This is a genomic window from Asaia sp. BMEF1, assembly GCF_051628905.1.
Lineage (GTDB): Bacteria > Pseudomonadota > Alphaproteobacteria > Acetobacterales > Acetobacteraceae > Asaia.
In genome coordinates this window covers 1,527,483-1,544,399 of sequence record NZ_CP157575.1, presented here as the reverse complement: position 1 = coordinate 1,544,399, position 16,917 = coordinate 1,527,483, and the positions used below count along the sequence as shown (strand labels likewise).

Below are 16,917 nucleotides of genomic sequence, written 5' to 3'. Positions count from 1 at the left end.
AGGAACGGCCCGATGGCAAAAATCGTAATCGACGGCCGCGAGGTTGAAGCACGCACCGACGTGAACCTTCTGCAGGCCTGTCTTGAGGCAGGAAAAGACCTGCCTTATTTCTGCTGGCACCCTGAGCTTGGCTCGGTTGGCGCTTGTCGCCAATGCGCCGTAAAGCAATACGCCAATGCCGATGACACGCGCGGTCGTATCGTCATGGCCTGCATGACACCTGTGACCGAAGGCGCGATTATCTCGGTCGAGGACCCCGAAGCCAAGGAATTCCGCGGCGAAGTGGTCGAGTGGCTCATGACGAACCATCCGCATGATTGCCCCGTCTGTGAAGAAGGCGGCGAGTGCCATCTTCAGGACATGACCGTCATGACCGGTCATCGCGAGCGGCGCTATCGCTTCGACAAGCGCACCCATAACAACCAGGAACTCGGCCCTTTCGTGAAGCACGAAATGAACCGCTGCATCTCCTGCTACCGTTGCGTGCGCTTCTATCGCGATTATGCGGGTGGCGAAGATCTGGGTGTGTTCGCTTCGCATAACAACGTCTATTTCGGACGTCATGAGAGCGGCACGCTTGAGAGCCCCTTCTCGGGCAATCTGATCGAGGTCTGCCCGACCGGCGTGTTCACCGATAAGCCATTCTCGAAAATGTACAGCCGCAAATGGGATATGCGTGGGGCGCCCTCCGTCTGCTCCAACTGCGCGACGGGCTGCAACACCATCATCAACGAGCGCGCTGGCAAGGTTCGCCGCACGCTCAACCGCTATAATGATGAGGTGAACCGCTACTTCCTGTGCGATCGCGGTCGCTTCGGTCATGGCTGGGTCAATGCCCCGACGCGTCTGCGCTCGGCGGGTTATGTAATCGATGGCGACATGACGCCGGTGCCCGCACAGGCCGCTCTCGATCATTTCGGCAAGGTTGCAGCGAGTGGCAAGCTGGTGGGTATCGGCTCGCCGCGTGCCTCGCTGGAATCGAACTACGCCCTGCGCAAGCTGGTCGGTGCAGAGAATTTCTCGACCGGCATGGCCGAGCCTGAGCATAGCCTGGTCAAGCTGGCCGTGTCGTTGCTGACCGCCACCCACGCCCGCATCGCCACGATGCAGGAAATGGAAACGGCCGATGGTGCGCTGATTCTGGGTGAGGATGTCTCGGCAACCTCACCGCGCATGAGCCTGGCGCTGCGCCAGATCAAGCGCACCGCCTTCAACAAGGCGGCCGATCAGGCCCGCGTGCCGCACTGGATGGACGCCTCCGTGCGTACGCTCGGTCAGGACACGATCTCGCCGCTCTTCGTCGTATCGCCGACTGTTACCGACCTGGACGGTTTCGCTCAGGAGGCCGTTCGTGCCATGCCTGACGATGCCGCTCGCCTTGGCTTTGCCATCGCCCATCGCATCGATGCCTCTGCACCTGACGTGACCGGGCTGACCGACGCCGAAACGGCAGCGGCCACGCGTATCGCCGAGACGCTGCTTGCAGCAGAAAAGCCGCTTCTGGTGTCCGGCCTGCAATACGCATCGCCCGCCCTGCTTCAGGCGACGGCCAATATCGCTTCGGCGCTCGCCGCCAAGGGCAAGACGCCGCTGATGAGCTTCGTCCTGCCGGAAGCGAATTCCATGGGGCTCGCTCTCATGGACGGTCTGCCTCTCGACGCCGTTACCTCACGCGCTGCCGATGCCACGCTCATCGTGCTTGAAAACGATCTGAGCCGTCGTCTGGATGGAGCGCAGTTCGATGCGCTGGTCGGTGGGGCTGCCAATCTGGTCGTGCTCGATCACTCGGTGACGCCGACGGCCATTCGGTCGCAGATCACGTTCCCTTCGGCAGCCTATTCCGAAACGGACGGCACGCTGGTCAGCGCCGAAGGCCGAGCCCAGCGTTTCTTCCAGGTGGTCTATCCCGATGCGCCGCTTCAGGCGGGCTGGCGCTGGATCGTCGATATGGCGCAGGCCGCTGGCTTCAGTCATGTGCAGCCCTGGGCCAGGCTCGACGATCTGATCGCCGAAATCGCGACCACGATGCCCGTCTTTGCGCGCATCCCCGAGGCCGCGCCGGGTTCGGAGTACACGCTCGAAGGCACACCGCTGCGCAGCCAGACGCATCGCGTCAGCGGTCGGACGGCCATTCGCGCCAATATCAGTGTGCGCGATATTCCGCCGCCGAGCTCGCCCGATACGCCGCTGCACTCCACCATGGAAGGCTCCTACGGCACCGACATGCCCGGCACGCTCGTGCCGTTCTATCAGGTGCCCGGCTGGAACTCCGAGCAGGCGCTCAACCGCTTCCAGCAGGAAATCGGTGGCAAGATGCGCGGTGGCGATAGCGGCGTGCGTCTGGTCGAGGGGGCTGAAGGGGCCGGTCATGGCTATGCCATGGACGTGCCGAACGCCTTTGCTGCCCGTGCCGGTCAGGTCATGCTCCTTCCCGAGGCGCGCGTGTTCGGCACCGATGAAATGAGCATGATGGCCCAGCCGATCGCCGAGCGTGCTGCACCGGCCTATATCCGTGTCGGTGGTGCGCTCGCTGAAGGTGCGCGGGTTCGCCTGTCGCTGAATGGTGAAATCCACACTGTGGATGCCGTGTACGACCCGACCCTGCCTGAAGGTGTGGCAACCTGCCCGCCCCACATGGTGTCGCGCTCCTGGTCCACACCGGGATGGGTGTCGCTTGAAATTACGGCGCCTGCCGAGCGTATTGGAACGGAGAGCGCGGTATGATGCCCATCGTGTGGCCAATTCTTGTGATCGTCGTGACCGTCTTTGGCGTTCTCGGCGTCGCAGCGCTCTCGACGACACTGGAGCGGCGCCTTCTCGGCGTGTTCCAGGATCGTCCCGGCCCTAACCGTGTCGGTCCTTTCGGTCTGTTCCAGATCATCGCCGATGCGATGAAAATGCTGTTCAAGCAGGACTGGATTCCGCCTTTCGCCGATAAGTGGGTGTTCCTCGTGGCCCCGATCATCGGGTTCATGGCGGTTCTGCTCTGCTTCGGCGTTGTGCCGATCACGCCGATCTGGAGTGTGGCGGGCGATCTGAATGTCGGTCTGCTCTTCGTCTTCGGTATGCTGGGTCTCGGGGTCTATTCGGTGGTTCTTGCCGGGTGGTCGTCCAACAACAAATACGCCCTGCTCGGTGGCATGCGTGCCGCCGCCCAGATGATCTCGTATGAGGTCTTCATGGGCCTGTCCGTCATGGGAGTGGTCATGGCGGCTGGTTCGTTCAGCATCCACGACATCGTGGAGGCCCAGAGGAACTGCTGGTTCATCATTCCGCAATGCCTGGGAGCGGTTATCTTCCTGCTGGCCGGTATTGCCGAGACGCATCGTCTGCCTTTCGACTTTCCCGAAGGTGAAAACGAAATCGGCGCCGGCTTTCACACCGAATATTCGGGCATGAAGTTCGGCCTGTTCTATCTCGCCGAATATGCCGGTGTCGCACTCAGCTCGGCCCTGATCACGACGCTTTATCTCGGTGGCTGGCACGGCCCGTTCCTGCCGCCTTTCCTGTGGTTTGCGATCAAGGTCTTCCTGCTGATCTGCTTCTATATCCTCCTGCGTGCAGCACTGCCCCGTCCGCGTTACGACCAGCTGATGTCCTTCGGCTGGAAGGTGCTGTTGCCGCTATCCTTGCTTAACATTCTGGTCACCGGCGCGGTTATTCTGCTGCGCGCGGGCGTCTGAGAGGGAGCGCGCCATGCTCGGTATTCTCCGCACTATATGGTTGACGTTCCTGCACATGTTTCATCGCAATGAAACGGTGCAGTACCCGGACGTCAAACCTTACCTGTCTCCCCGCTATCGCGGTCGTATCGTTCTCACCCGCGACCCCAGCGGCGAAGAACGCTGCGTGGCCTGCAATCTCTGTGCAGCTGCCTGCCCGGTCGATTGCATCAGCCTTCAGAAGGGCGAAAAGGAAGGACGCTGGTATCCGGAATTCTTCCAGATCAATTTCTCACGCTGCATTTTCTGCGGTTTCTGTGAGGAAGCCTGTCCGACCTATGCCATCCAGCTCACGCCCGATTTCGAGATGAGCGAATATGTGCGCCAGAACCTGGTTTACGAGAAGGAAGACCTCCTGATCAGCGGTCCCGGCAAGGTACATGATTACAGCTTCTATAATGTTTCGGGGCTCAAGATCCCGGGCAAGAATAAAGGTGAAGCCGAAAATGAAGCCAAGCCCATCGACATTCATGCGCTGATGCCCTGATCATGAATATCATGCTTGAACTCTATGGGCTGATTGCCATCGGCGCGACCGCGTTGGCGATTACCCGCACAATCCCGGTGCATGGCCTGCTTTATCTTGTCGTGTCCCTTCTGGCTCTGGCCTGCATGTTCGAACAGCTCGGGGCGCCTTTTGCCGCCATGCTCGAGATCATCGTCTATGCCGGCGCGATCATGGTGCTGTTCGTTTTCGTGGTCATGATGATCAATCTCGGCCAGCCCGACCAGCTTCGTGAAAAAGGCTGGTTTGCCGGTGGCGCCTGGATCGGCCCCAGCGTGATCTCGATCCTGCTGATGGGGCTTCTCGTTTACGGGCTGAGCCACAACACCATGGCGGTGGGCACGGTCGGTGCTGCAATCGGCCCGAAAGCCGTCGGCCTGACGCTGTATGGCCCGTATATCCTGACCGTTGAGCTTTCATCTTTCCTGCTGCTCGCAGGGCTGGTGAGCGCGTATCACATCGGCCGCCGCATTGGGGGGAATTCCTGAGATGACTGCTGCCGATCCCAATGGCGCGCTCATTGTCGCTGTCATTCTCTTTTCACTCGGAGCGTTGGGCGTTCTCGTGCGCCGCAACCTGCTCTTCATGCTGATGTCGACCGAGATCATGCTCAATGCCGCGTGCCTCGCCTTTATTGCTGCGGGCAATCGCTGGCATATGGCGGATGGCCAGGTCATGTTCATGATGGTCGTGGCTTTTGCCGCAGCGGAATCTGCTGTCGGTCTGGCCATCATCCTGCGCATGCATGCTGCCGGACGCTCCACTCTTGATGCCGATACCGGCAACCGTCTGGGGGGTTAGTCTCGTGGCTTCGCTGCTTCCGCTCGTCATTCTCTGCCCCCTTGCGGTCTCCATCATTCTGATGCTGACCGGGGGCAAGCTGCCCGCACGGGCCACGACGTTGCTCGTCGGCGCGGGGATGGGGCTTTGTGCCCTGTTCGCCGTGGTTTCGGCCTATAGCTTTCTCTCTGGCCCGAATTCGCTCGGTTCGCTGCACGTCGTGCTGTGGAACTGGATGAATGTCGGCTCCTTCAACGCCCAGATCGCGCTCACGCTCGACCGGCTCTCGCTGGTCATGATGCTGGTCGTGTCCTGCGTTGGCTTTCTCATTCTCGTCTATGCCTGCGCCTATATGTATGACGACGAGGATATCGCGCGCTTCTTCACCTATATGACGTTGTTCGTCGCCTCCATGCTTCTGCTGGTTCTGGCGTCCGATCTGCTCGGCGTCTTTATCGGCTGGGAAGGTGTGGGCCTTTGCTCCTATCTGCTCATCGGTTTCTGGTATGGCGAACAGGCCAATGCCATCGCTGCGCGCAAGGCCTTTGTGGTTACGCGTGTCGGTGACGCGCTGTTTCTGCTCGGCATGCTGCTGATGGCAACGGCTGTTGGCTCGCTGGATATCCCGACCCTTCTGGCCGTCGGTCCCCATGCGGCCCCGCGCACGCTCACGCTCGGCATGTTCCTGCTGCTCGGTGGAGCCATGGCCAAATCGGCCCAGGTGCCGCTCCAGACCTGGCTGCCCGACGCCATGGCTGGCCCGACGCCTGTTTCGGCCCTCATCCACGCCGCGACCATGGTCACGGCAGGTGTCTATCTTCTGGCCCGACTGCACGGTCTGTTCGTCATGACGCCTCTGGCTATGCTGGCCTGCGCCATCGTCGGTTTCGTCACTATCCTGCTCGCCGCAGGCAGCGCGCTGGTTCAGACGGATATCAAGCGCATTCTCGCTTATTCAACCATGAGCCAGCTCGGCTACATGTATCTGGCGCTCGGTTGCGGCGCCTGGCATGCAGCTATGTTCCATCTCGTGACCCATGCCTTCTTCAAGGCGCTGCTCTTCATGGCAGCCGGTTCGATCATCCTGCGCGTTCACCATGAGCAGGACATCTTCAAGATGGGTGGTCTGCGCAAGGACATGCCCTGGGTGTTCGCCGCGTTCCTGGCGGGTTCGGCGGCACTTGCCGGTCTGCCGCTGATCACAGCGGGTTATTTTTCTAAAGAACTCATTCTGGGCAGCGCTTATGATCTGAGCCCGATCTTCTGGGCCGGTGCGCTGTTCGGTGCTTTCCTGACGTCGATCTACATCTTCCGCTGCGTGTTCATCGTGTTCTGGGGCGGTCATCGCACCCATGCTCACGGTAAGTCCGGTCTGGCCATGGCGTTGCCCATGGCCATTCTGTCGGTGCTCGCTATTGGCGGTGGCTGGATGGAAATGCCGGATGCGATTGCAAACGTGCATATCTTCTCGAACCTGCTGGCCCCGGTGCTGGGTGCGATGCCGGAAGAGCATAATACCAGCCTGCTCATTCTCGGCTCGCTCGTGCCGATCGCCGGTGTGACCATCGCCTGGACGCTGTGGCGCCCCAAGGGCGAAGCGCCGGTTGCTGCCGAAAGCCCCGCTATTGCGACGCTGCGCGCCGATTGGGGTTTCGACACGCTGTATGACTGGGTCTTCGTGCGGCCGTTCATGGTGCTTGCCCACCTGAACCGTCGTGATTTTATCGATCGTTTCTATGATCTGGTTGCGGCCCTGACACAGGGCAGCGGACAAGCTGTTGCGAAGCTCCAGAGCGGCCAGGTGCGTCGCTATGCCGGCTGGGTCGCAGCAGGAACGGTTGCAGCTCTTTGTCTGGCGGTATGATGATGTTTGCACTTCCCGCTCTCGTACTTATCCCCTTTATCGGGGGTCTTGCGGCCTGGCTCGTCGGGCTACGAGGCGCTTCGCGCGCCGCCTGGGTGTCGTCTCTGATAACCCTGGTTCTCATGGTGGTGCTTCTCGCCCAGATCACGATCAGCAGCCTTGCTGCCGGTGCAGGGGCGGGGGGATGGTTCGCCCATTTCTCCATGGCCTGGGTGCCGATGCTCGGTATCAACGTCAGGTTCGATCTCGACGGGCTGAGCCTTATCATGCTCTGGCTCAATGCGCTGATCGCCCTGCCTTGCGCCGTGCTCAGTGCGCGCAACGTGGCCGATCGCGCCGGGCTCTTTCATTGCCTGCTTCTGGCGACCGTCGCCGGAATCAACGGCGTGTTCATGGCGACCGATCTGTTCCTGTTCTTCTTCTTCTGGGAACTGATGCTGCTGCCGCTCTTCGGGCTCATCCTGATATGGGGCGATGCCGGTCGTCAGCGCGCCGTGCTGAAATTCTTCCTGTTCACGCAGGGCAGCGGCTTGCTGATGCTTCTGGCCATTCTGGGTCTGGTCATCGTCAATGCCCAGCGCACCGGCGTCATCACCTTCGACTATTTCGCCTTGTCACAGACTGCCATGATCGCGCCGATCGCACCGGTTCTGATGCTGGGTTTCTTCATCGCCTTTACGGTGAAGCTGCCGATGGTGCCGTTCCATGCCTGGCTGCCTGACACCTATGCTGCGTCTCCGGCCGCGGTGAGCATTCTGCTTGCGGGCGTGCTGGCCAAGACGGGCGGTTATGGTCTGATCCGTTTCGTGGTCATGCTCTTTCCCGGGCCTGCTGCGCATCTTGCACCCATTGCCATGACGCTGGGCGTGGTCGGTATTCTCTATTGTGCCTGGCTTGCCGTGGCACAGGACGATATCAAGCGCCTGATCGCCTATTCCTCCATCAGCCATCTCGGCTTCATTCTGCTGGGTGTGTTTTCGGGCACGCGCATAGGTATGGAGGGCGCGATCGCCCAGATGGTGGCCCATGGTCTCAGCACCGGGGCTCTCTTCGTGATCGCCGGTCTGCTGGAAGAGCGTCTGGGCACGCGGGATATGTCGAAAATGGGTGGCCTCTGGCCCGCTATGCCGCAATTTTCGGCTTTCGCCATGTTCTTTGCCGCCGCCTCGCTCGGTCTGCCGGGTCTTGGAAATTTCGTCGGTGAGTTCCTGGTGCTGATGGGCACGTGGCAAGTCAGCCATGTCATGACGTTCTTTGCGGCAGCCGGTCTGGTTCTGTCTTCGGTCTACTCGCTCACCATGATGCTTCGTGTGTTCTATGGTCCGAAAAAGACCGATGCCGTCGCTCCGCTCGGTGCGCCCTCCGTGCCGCATATCGCCGTTCTCGGTGTGGCAGCCCTTCTTCTCCTTGCGCTTGGTGTCTACCCGCAGCCGGTTCTGAACCTTTCAGTCCCTGCCAGCCCCCATGTCGTGAGCATCGCTCAGGAGCAGGCCCAGTAATGTCTTTCTCGTTCCTTCCCAATGCTGTGCTGGTGCTTTGCCTCGGGAGCCTGGTACAGCTCGCCGCCATTTCCTGGCGGCGCCATGTGGCTCGTGATGCTATTCTGTGCGTGATCGTGCTTCTGGCCGCGCTCGCTTCGATCATGATGCCGACCGCGCTGATCATGAATGGCGCGCTGCCGCTTTTTGCGCCCGATACCTGGGCGTCGTTTGCGGGCGCGCTGATCATTCTTTCGGTGCTCGCCATCGTCCTGATGTCGCGCCATGGCGCGATCAGCGCTGACCTGACCGTCAACAGCGAGTATTTCCTGCTGCTGACGCTGGCGACGCTGGGCGGGGTCGCCATGACCGGCGCGGTGCATTTCATTTCGTTCTTTCTCGGTCTCGAGACGCTCAGCCTTGCCCTGCTCGGCCTGATCGCCTTCCAGAACAAGCGTCTGGATGCCGGTGAAGCCGCGATGAAATATCTGCTGCTTTCGGGTGTGGCCTCGGCCACGATGGTTTTCGGTTTTGCACTGATCTACGCCGAAACCGGGTCGCTGCGTTTCGCTGCCCCCGATCTCTCTCAGGCGCCCGAGCCGATCATTGGCGTGATGGGTGTGATCCTCGTGCTCACAGGCATGTTCTTCAAGCTTTCTGCCGTGCCGTTCCATCTCTGGCTGGCCGATGTGCTCGAGGGTACCTCGGTACCTGTGGCCGCTCTTGTGGCCGTAACGTCGAAGATCGCCCTGTTCGCCGCGATGCTGCGCTATTTCTCTTCGGTCAATCTCTATCTGCCCAGCGCGCAGGTAAACGAGATCCTGATCGTGGCCGTGCTCAGCATGATCGGCGGCAATCTGATGGCGGTGGTGCAGACCGATCTGCGTCGTCTGCTGGCTGGGTCATCCATCGCCCATGTCGGCTATCTGCTGGTGGCCTTCCTGTCGCCCGGCCCGTTCGGTGTGGCCTCGGCTGCGTTCTATCTGGCGGCCTATGCGATTTCGACCATCGGCGTATTTGCCATCATGAACGGGGTCCTGCCGCAGGGCACGGACATTCGCGAGTGGCACGGTCTGTTCCGTCGCAAGCCTGCTGCGGCTTTGGCCATGTCGGTCATGCTGATCTCGCTGGCCGGTATTCCGCCCGCAGTTGGCTTCTTCGCGAAATTCTACATCGTGGCAGCCGGTGTCTCGGCGCATCAGACCCTGCTGCTTTTCGTGCTTATCCTGAGCAGCACGATCGGACTGTTCTATTATCTGCGTCTGATCCTCATCATGCTCACCCCTGCGCCTGCCGGTCGTGAGACCCATGCTGAGGTCACTGCGCCGACGCCGGTCAATGCGGCGCTGATCGCCATTCTGGCCTGTGCCACTATTTTCCTCGGTATCTGCCCCAGCACGCTGGTACAGCGCAGCCAGGGTCTGGTCGTGGCACCTCCCCTCCCGGCAGCACCGGCGAAGCTGCCCTGATCTCCCCACAAGGCTGATCTGCATGGCAAGAAAGCTGCATGTCGCAAGACATGCAGCTTTTTTTTATGCGGCAGGTACGTGAAGTGGCGCTATCACCGCCTGATGACGCTTGTTCCTCTCCGTAAAGGCTGGTGCCCGAGCCTCCATGCACCCATGCAGACGCATGATGGCTGGCTCGTACGTGTAACGCCCGATCTCGAGGGGCTGAAGCCAGCGCAACTCGCCTTCCTTGCAGGCAAGGCTGAAGGCGAGGGCAATGGGCGCATCACGCTGACGATGCGTGGCAATCTGCAATTGCGTGGCTTCGGTGAAACCGCTGCACGCCGCTTTGCTACGGAGGCGGCAAATATCGGTCTGGGTCTGGCAGATCCCGGACGTGAAACCCGTCGTCGTCTGCTGTTCATGTCCCCGCTTGCCGGGCTGGATTCGGATTGCGCGCGCGATACGCTTGAGCTTGCGCGTGAAGTGGAGAGCGCTCTTGTCGCGGGGGAGCCACACAGGAAACCACCTGAGAAATACGGGGTGGCGGTCGATGGTGGTGGGTTTGTGCCGAGCGGGGCTTTGAGGGCCGATCTCATGCTACGCCATGAGGAGGGCGGCTGGGTACTCTATCACGGCCCGGATCGTCACGCGGTCGGCAGGGCAGCGCTTGTACCCCTTGTCATGAATCTGGTCGCGAGCGCGTCGCTGACGCCCGGTGTAGAGCGGGCGCTGCACCGGGCTGAGCCTTATGCGGGCCGCAGACCGTTACTTATGGGGGCGTTTCTGCCCGGCTGTTTCGGGGCGCTGGCCGTTCTTGGAGAGATCGACGCTGCGACATGTCACATGCTGGCAGAAACAGGGGCCAACGTGCGTGTGACGCCCTGGCGCGGCATTGTGCTGGATCGCCCGGTTAAGGCGCCCGATCTCATGACGGACCCGCAGGATTGCCGAAAGGCCCTGATTGCCTGTCCGGGCGAAGGTGGTTGCGCCCAGGCGGCGAGCCCGACCCGGCTGGATGCCCTGTCTCTCGCGCCTGCACTTTCGGGGCGCAGTCTGCATGTTTCGGGCTGCGCCAAGGGATGCGCATCTCGCGGTCAGAGCAATGTGACGCTTGTTGCCCGTGAAACGGGATATGATCTCATCTGGAACGGAACGGTAACTGACAGGCCCGTCGAGACTGGCCTTGGCGTCGAGGACGTGCGAAGGCGTCTGCGTCAGCGATGATGCGCCAGCAAAGCGAGCCAATGTGCGAAGGCCAGCTTCCTGACGCAGCGATGGGCAGACGAAAAAGACGGATCGGAAAAATGGGCCAGGAAGGCAGGCAGGCCACACAGGCTGAAGATGACAGAAAGGAAGAGAGTCGCCCATGACCGAGGCGCATTATGACTATATCCGCGACGGGGCGGCGATTTATGCGCAATCGTTTGCGACGATCAGGTCGGAGGCCGACCTCTCAGGCTTTACGCCTGATCAGTCACGTGTCGCTGTGCGGGTGATCCATGCCTGCGGCATGGTCGAGGTGACCCGCTCCTTGTCTTTCTCGTCGGATTTCGTTTCCGCAGCCCGTGCGGCCCTTCTCGCGGGCAAGTCGATCCTGTGCGACTCAGAGATGGTGGCCCACGGCGTGACCAGAGCCCGCCTGCCCGCCGAAAATCAAGTTCTCTGCACGCTGAGAGACAGACGCACGCCTGAGCTGGCCGCGTGCATCGGCAATACGCGCTCGGCGGCGGCGGTCGATCTCTGGGGCAGCGATCTCGATGGGGCTCTGGTAGCCATCGGCAATGCGCCGACTGCTCTCTTTCGGTTGCTGGAACTCATCCGGCGTGGCGGCAAGCGCCCCGCGGCCATTATCGGCATGCCGGTCGGGTTTGTGGGTGCCGCGGAATCGAAGGAAGCGCTGGCGCTATTCGACGAAATTCCGTGGGTCATCATGCGTGGCAGGCTGGGCGGCAGCGCCATGGCGGCAGCCTGTGTCAACGCTCTGGCAAGCGAGACGGAATGAGCGGTGTCTGTCGAATCCTCGGCATGGGGCCGGGTGATCCTGAACTCCTGACGCTCAAGGCGGTGCGCCTGCTGGCAGAAGCCGATGTGGTTGCCTGGTTCGCCGCCTGCGGCCGGCCTGGTCATGCGCGCGTGATTGCAGACGCGCATATTCCCGCAACCGCGCAGGAACTGCGCTTCGACTACCCCTTCACGACAGGCGTCTCCGTTGAAGACCCGCGCTACCTCACCGAGATGGGGGCGTTCTACGATAGCTGCGCGCAGAGACTTGCAGGAGAACTTGCCAAGGGGCGCCGGGTCGCGTTGCTCTGCGAGGGCGATCCGTTTCTTTACGGCTCTGCCATGTATCTGTTCGACAGGCTGAGCCCGGGCCATCGCTGCGAGATCGTTCCCGGCATTTCAGGCATGAGCGGCTGCTGGTCAGCGGCGCATCTGCCCATGGTGCATGGCGACGACGTGTTGAGTGTACTTCCCGCTACGCTGGATGAAGAGCGTCTTGCACACTGGCTGAGCCGGGGCGACGCGCATGTGATCATGAAGCTCGGGCGTAACTTCGCGAAAGTGCGAGAGGCGCTCCAGCGCAGCGGTCGCTACGAACAAGCCGTCTACGTCGAAAGGGGCACGCAAAGCGGCCAGATCTGCTTGCCCCTTGAACGGGCACCTGACAAGGCGCCCTATTTCTCGATGGTGCTGGTGCCCGGCCGCAAGCGTGCCCGATGAGTTTGCGTCTTTATGTTGTGGGGCTCGGCCCCGGCGGTGCGGATCAGATCACCCAGGAAGCGCGCGACGCGCTCTCTCAGGCGACCGATCTGCTGGGTTATGGGCTGTATGTGAGGCGCGCCGCAGCGCTCGGCGCGGCTTCTGGCGCCATAGCGCATGCGACCGATAACCGCGAAGAGCTGGCCCGCGCCCGGCACGCGCTGGATCTCGCCATGCAGGGCCGGGTACCGGTCGTCGTGTCGGGGGGCGATGCCGGGGTGTTCGGCATGGCAAGTGCGGTATTCGAGGCCGTGGGCGAAGGCCCTGAGATCTGGCGCGCAATCGATATCAGGGTCGTTCCCGGTGTCACGGCCGTGCTGGCAGCCGCCGCACGGCTTGGGGCGCCGCTCGGTGGCGATTTTTGCGTGATTTCGCTCTCGGATAACCTCAAGCCCTGGGAAATCGTCGCCAGACGTCTGCGTCTGGCCGCAGAGGCCGGGCTTGTGATTGCGCTTTACAACCCACGCTCTCAGACGCGACCGGGGCAGCTCGATCAGGGTTTCGCGGCGCTTCGTGAGGTGCTTCCGGGGGGGATTCCGGTCGTTTTCGCGCGGGCGATCGGGCGCCCTGCCGAGCAGGTTCTGAGCACGACACTGGCCCAGGCGAGAGGAGAGGACGCCGATATGAGCACGCTGGTGCTGATCGGCTGTGCCCATACGAGGCAGATAGAGCGACCCGGCCAGATACCGTGGCTTTATACGCTGCGTCGTATTCCCTGAATCTCGCTCTGCCGGACCCACTCGAGCGCGGCCTCGACGCTCGCGCATTCCTGTGCGGGCGGCAAGGCTGGGCGATCAACCATGATCACCTCAAGACCGAGACGCCGTGCGGCGTCGAGCTTGGCACTTGTCGCATCGGCCCCCGCATTTTTTGTCACGAGACAATCGACCCTGTGCTGCGTCATGAGAGCGATCTCGTCGTCGAGCGAGAAGGGGCCACGTGCCAGAAGCAAGGTCGTGTAAGGAGGAAGGGGCAGATGGGGTGTCTCGATGCTGCGCAGGAGATAGCGGTGCGGCGTCATCATAAACGGGGCGAGGTCCTTGCGCCCGGTTGTGAGGAAAACATGACGCGGCCTATCTCCCAGAGCCGCCGGTACCTGGGCGATAGTGCTCACATGGTGCCATCGTGCCCCTGGCGGCGCCTGCCAGGCCGGTCGCGCCAGACGCAGCAGCTTTACGGCGCAAACTCGGGTTGCCTCGACGGCATGGCGGCTCATCTGCGCGGCGAAAGGATGGGTTGCGTCAATGACCGCATCGATCCGGTTGTCTTTGAGATAATCTGCCAGCCCGGTAACGCCGCCGAAACCGCCGATGCGCGTTTCGGCAGGGACAGGGAGTGCCGAGTTTGTGACCCCGGCCAGTGAAAAAATGATATGATGCTCGCGTCGAGACTCCAGCGCGCGGCAAAGCTGGCGCGCCTCGCTCGTTCCCCCAAGGATCAGGATCTGCATCGTTTGCCTTTTCTCGCTTCCCACTCAGGCGCCACACCCTGGCTCACACTCATAGGGCTTGGTGAAGACGGGTTTGAGGCGCTTTCACGACAGGCGCAACGGGCAATTGCTGACGCCGAGGTGATTATGGGGGGCAGGCGCCATCTGGCCCTGATCGAGGGAAGAAGCCGTGCCGAGCAACAGCCATGGCCCTCGCCCTATGCGCAGGCCATGCCCGCGCTCCAAAGCCATGCGGGCAGGAAGGTGGTCGTTCTGGCCTCTGGCGATCCGTTTTTTTTCGGCGCGGGGACGCAGATCGTCGCGCATTTCGGTCGTGAGGCGCTGACTGTCGTGCCGGGGCGCTCCTGTCTGACCGCTGCCTGCGCCCGTCTGGGCTGGTCGGTACAGGATGTTTCTGTCGTTTCCCTCTGCGGGCGGGCGATTTCCCGGCTTGTGCCGCATCTTCAACCCGGTGCGCGGCTATTGCTGCTTTCTGCCGATGAAACCACCCCCGCCGATGTGGCGGCTTTCCTGACCGAACGGGGGTGCGGCCAAAGCAGGCTTCATCTTCTTGAGGCTCTCGATGGCCCCGATCAACGCCTGCGTTCCCTGCGCGCCTGCGAGGCCATGCCCGAGCCTGTTGCCCGCCTCAATATGGTGGCGGTCGAGATCGTTGCCGGTGCGGAGGCGCGGCTTTTGCCACTCTCCAGCGGCCTGCCCGATCATTTCTTCGAGCATGACGGGCAGATTACCAAGCAGGAGATTCGTGCTGTCACGCTTTCGGCGCTGGCGCCGCATCCGGGTCAGATCTTGTGGGATCTGGGGGCTGGGTCGGGGTCGGTAGGGATCGAGTGGATGCTGCGCCATCCCGCCAATCGTACCTTTGCGGTCGAGCGCGACGCAGCGCGCGTGGCGCGCATCTGGCGTAATGCCGAGGCGCTTGGTGTGCCCGAGCTTCACGTGGAACAGCACGCGCTTCCCTGTGTTCTGCCTGGTTTTGTGGCGCCCCATGCCGTGTTTGTCGGTGGGGGCGTGGGTGTGCCGGGACTGCTCGAAACGGGCTGGTCGGCATTGAGGCCGGGCGGTCGTATGGTGGCCAACGCGGTAACGCTCGAAGGCGAGCAGCGACTCTTCCAGGCTTTTCAAGCGTGGGGCGGTGCGCTATCGCGCATCGGCGTAGAGCGTCTAGGACCGATAGGACATGTGTTTGGATTCAGGCCCGCGATGACAGTGACTCAGTATCAGGCTGTCAAGACATGATCATCGGGGGATTGGGCTGCAAGCTCGATGCCTCGCCAGAGGCTATGATCGCGGTAGTAAAGCAGGCTGTCGAGCGTTGGGGATTGCCCCACAGCTTTGCAGTGCCGCCTTTCAGACAGAATCACGCGGCGGTACAGGCTGTTGCCCAGCTCTTCAGCCTGCCCATCGCCGTTGTCGATCTTCTGGCGCTGGCTTCGGCCCAGCCGCGTTGCCTTACCCACTCCGAGCGCGCGCGTATCACCATGGGTTTCGGGTCGATCGCCGAGGGCTGCGCGCTGGCGGCGCTCGGCCCACAGGCGCAGCTTCTGGGCGCGCGTATCGCCGGTGAGGGTGTGACCTGTGCTTTCGCCTCGATCGTCCCCGAGACGCTCACTTTATGACAGTGCATTTTATCGGCGCCGGGCCGGGGGCCGCCGATCTCATGACCATACGTGGGCGCGATCTGCTGGCGCGACTGCCGATCTGCCTCTACGCCGGTTCGATCATTCCGCGCGATGTTCTGGGCTTTTGCGGGCCGCATACCCGACTGATCGACACGGCGCCGCTCTGTTTGGACGAAATCGAGGCCATTTTCGTCCAGGCCCATCGTGACGGTCTGGATGTCGCCCGTCTGCATTCGGGCGATCTGTCCGTTTACAGCGCCGTAGCCGAGCAGGTTGCCCGCCTGAACAAGCATCACATTCCTTACACGCTGACACCGGGTGTGCCGGCTTACGCAGCCTCTGCCTCGCTTCTTGGGCGGGAACTGACGGTGCCGGGTCTGGTGCAGAGCCTCGTGCTGACGCGTATCTCCGGGCGAGCCTCCGCAATGCCCAAGGCCGAGAGACTTGAGGCCTTTGCTGCAACCGGAGCCACTCTCGCGATTCATCTCGCCATACACAGGCTTGAGGAGGTGGTGACGCGTCTGTTGCCCTTTTACGGCTCTGCCTGTCCCGTAGCGATTGTCGCCCGTGCCAGTTGGCCGGATGAGCGTTGCGTTGAGGCGACGCTCGGTGAGATTGCCGGGGTGATGGCTGACGAGCCCGAGAAACGCACGGCTCTTATTCTGGTGGGCCATGCGCTCGACCCGGCAATGACGCAAGAGAGCGCGCTCTATGATGCGCATTATCAGAGACGGTTTCGCGGGCGCGACGACACCTCGCCGCACGAGATCATCTGACCAGATATTCCGCGTCTCAGGATGTGAACCGTGGCATGAGCATGCCGGTCCTCTAGTCAGGAAGGCCTGCTTGGGCTTATCGCAACCAACGCAGTCATGGATAGCAGGGTCAGATCGTGTTCTCTCTTTCCTCTTTCCTGCGGGCTGCCGATTGCTTGTGAACCTGACGCTCCATCCATTTCTGAGCGGTTAGTTTCAGTTCGGGATCGAGAAAGCGGTAAAGGCGCAGCAGATCGTCTTCATCCGGGGTGAGAACCGCAGGAATATCTTCTTCGACCATGCCAGTAAGAAAGGCTTCAGTCGAAACATCGAATAGAACAGCAAGCTTGGGAATGTATTTGCGCAAACTACCGACACGGCCTGTTTCCCAAAAAGCAACAGCCGATCGCGATACCCCCAAAGCGTCGGCAAGTTGCTGCTGACTAAGGCCCTGACTCTTTCGAAGCATTGCGATGCGCCGTGTGAGAGCAAAGCTGGGTGACATTTCGCCCTTTCGATTTACCGACATG

General features: G+C 61.7%; 17 protein-coding genes. 15 read left to right on the top strand and 2 right to left on the bottom strand.

What is annotated here, in order from left to right; translation table 11 throughout:
- Positions 1-12: 12 nt before the first annotated feature.
- The 12 genes from nuoG (at position 13) to cobJ (ending at position 13,279) form a co-directional block, all read left to right on the top strand.
- On the top strand, positions 13-2,724 hold the full coding sequence (nuoG, locus tag ABHV46_RS06635; protein WP_438383860.1) for an NADH-quinone oxidoreductase subunit NuoG: 2,712 nt from the start codon (positions 13-15) through the stop codon (positions 2,722-2,724).
- Positions 2,721-3,683, top strand: a complete 963-nt coding sequence (gene nuoH, locus ABHV46_RS06630) for an NADH-quinone oxidoreductase subunit NuoH (protein ID WP_438383858.1) — start codon at positions 2,721-2,723, stop codon at positions 3,681-3,683. Before nuoG ends, nuoH begins: the two co-directional genes overlap by 4 nt.
- A 13-nt stretch (positions 3,684-3,696) precedes the next feature.
- On the top strand, positions 3,697-4,209 hold the full coding sequence (nuoI, locus tag ABHV46_RS06625) for an NADH-quinone oxidoreductase subunit NuoI (RefSeq protein WP_025840347.1): 513 nt from the start codon (positions 3,697-3,699) through the stop codon (positions 4,207-4,209).
- A 2-nt stretch (positions 4,210-4,211) separates the two neighbouring features.
- A complete protein-coding gene (gene nuoJ / locus ABHV46_RS06620; protein ID WP_336946286.1) occupies positions 4,212-4,715 on the top strand; it encodes an NADH-quinone oxidoreductase subunit J in 504 nt (167 codons plus the stop codon).
- Between the two features lies 1 nt (position 4,716).
- Positions 4,717-5,028: an NADH-quinone oxidoreductase subunit NuoK gene (gene nuoK, locus ABHV46_RS06615; RefSeq protein WP_025840349.1), complete on the top strand. Its 312-nt coding sequence runs from the start codon at positions 4,717-4,719 to the stop codon at positions 5,026-5,028.
- Between the two features lie 4 nt (positions 5,029-5,032).
- On the top strand, positions 5,033-6,871 hold the full coding sequence (gene nuoL / locus ABHV46_RS06610; protein WP_438383853.1) for an NADH-quinone oxidoreductase subunit L: 1,839 nt from the start codon (positions 5,033-5,035) through the stop codon (positions 6,869-6,871).
- Positions 6,868-8,370 (top strand): complex I subunit 4 family protein, encoded by a 1,503-nt coding sequence (locus ABHV46_RS06605; RefSeq protein ID WP_438383851.1) that lies wholly within the window; start codon positions 6,868-6,870, stop codon positions 8,368-8,370. The genes nuoL and ABHV46_RS06605 overlap by 4 nt, the downstream gene beginning before the upstream one ends.
- Positions 8,370-9,818 (top strand): NADH-quinone oxidoreductase subunit N, encoded by a 1,449-nt coding sequence (locus ABHV46_RS06600; RefSeq protein WP_438383849.1) that lies wholly within the window; start codon positions 8,370-8,372, stop codon positions 9,816-9,818. The genes ABHV46_RS06605 and ABHV46_RS06600 overlap by 1 nt, the downstream gene beginning before the upstream one ends.
- Before the next feature lie 102 nt (positions 9,819-9,920).
- Positions 9,921-11,024, top strand: a complete 1,104-nt coding sequence (locus ABHV46_RS06595; protein ID WP_438383847.1) for a precorrin-3B synthase — start codon at positions 9,921-9,923, stop codon at positions 11,022-11,024.
- 142 nt (positions 11,025-11,166) lie between these two features.
- The gene (locus ABHV46_RS06590) at positions 11,167-11,802 is read left to right on the top strand and encodes a precorrin-8X methylmutase (RefSeq protein WP_438383846.1); all 636 of its coding nucleotides are present in this window, start codon (positions 11,167-11,169) and stop codon (positions 11,800-11,802) included.
- Positions 11,799-12,521, top strand: coding sequence for a precorrin-2 C(20)-methyltransferase (locus ABHV46_RS06585; protein WP_438383843.1), 723 nt, complete (start codon positions 11,799-11,801; stop codon positions 12,519-12,521). The genes ABHV46_RS06590 and ABHV46_RS06585 overlap by 4 nt, the downstream gene beginning before the upstream one ends.
- Complete coding sequence (gene cobJ / locus ABHV46_RS06580; RefSeq protein ID WP_438383841.1) at positions 12,518-13,279, top strand: precorrin-3B C(17)-methyltransferase; 762 nt, start codon at positions 12,518-12,520, stop codon at positions 13,277-13,279. The genes ABHV46_RS06585 and cobJ overlap by 4 nt, the downstream gene beginning before the upstream one ends.
- On the opposite strand, the gene ABHV46_RS06575 is transcribed toward cobJ, so the two are convergent.
- Entirely contained in the window at positions 13,255-14,010 is a 756-nt protein-coding gene (locus ABHV46_RS06575) for a cobalt-precorrin-6A reductase (protein WP_438383839.1), read from the bottom strand. The genes cobJ and ABHV46_RS06575 overlap by 25 nt on opposite strands.
- 3 nt (positions 14,011-14,013) lie before the next feature.
- Between ABHV46_RS06575 and cbiE the strand changes: the two genes are divergently transcribed.
- Genes cbiE through cobM form a run of 3 tightly spaced genes read left to right on the top strand, consistent with a single transcriptional unit; the run spans position 14,014 to position 16,408 of the window.
- Positions 14,014-15,249 carry a precorrin-6y C5,15-methyltransferase (decarboxylating) subunit CbiE gene (gene cbiE / locus ABHV46_RS06570; RefSeq protein WP_438383838.1) on the top strand — a complete coding sequence of 412 codons (1,236 nt, stop codon included), beginning with the start codon at positions 14,014-14,016 and terminating at the stop codon, positions 15,247-15,249.
- The gene (locus tag ABHV46_RS06565; RefSeq protein ID WP_336946275.1) at positions 15,246-15,629 is read left to right on the top strand and encodes a cobalamin biosynthesis protein; all 384 of its coding nucleotides are present in this window, start codon (positions 15,246-15,248) and stop codon (positions 15,627-15,629) included. Before cbiE ends, ABHV46_RS06565 begins: the two co-directional genes overlap by 4 nt.
- On the top strand, positions 15,626-16,408 hold the full coding sequence (gene cobM, locus ABHV46_RS06560) for a precorrin-4 C(11)-methyltransferase (RefSeq protein WP_438383833.1): 783 nt from the start codon (positions 15,626-15,628) through the stop codon (positions 16,406-16,408). The genes ABHV46_RS06565 and cobM overlap by 4 nt, the downstream gene beginning before the upstream one ends.
- A 109-nt stretch (positions 16,409-16,517) precedes the next feature.
- Here cobM and ABHV46_RS06555 read toward each other — a convergent pair whose 3' ends face one another.
- Positions 16,518-16,916 (bottom strand): helix-turn-helix domain-containing protein, encoded by a 399-nt coding sequence (locus ABHV46_RS06555; protein ID WP_336946273.1) that lies wholly within the window; start codon positions 16,914-16,916, stop codon positions 16,518-16,520.
- Position 16,917 lies beyond the last annotated feature (1 nt).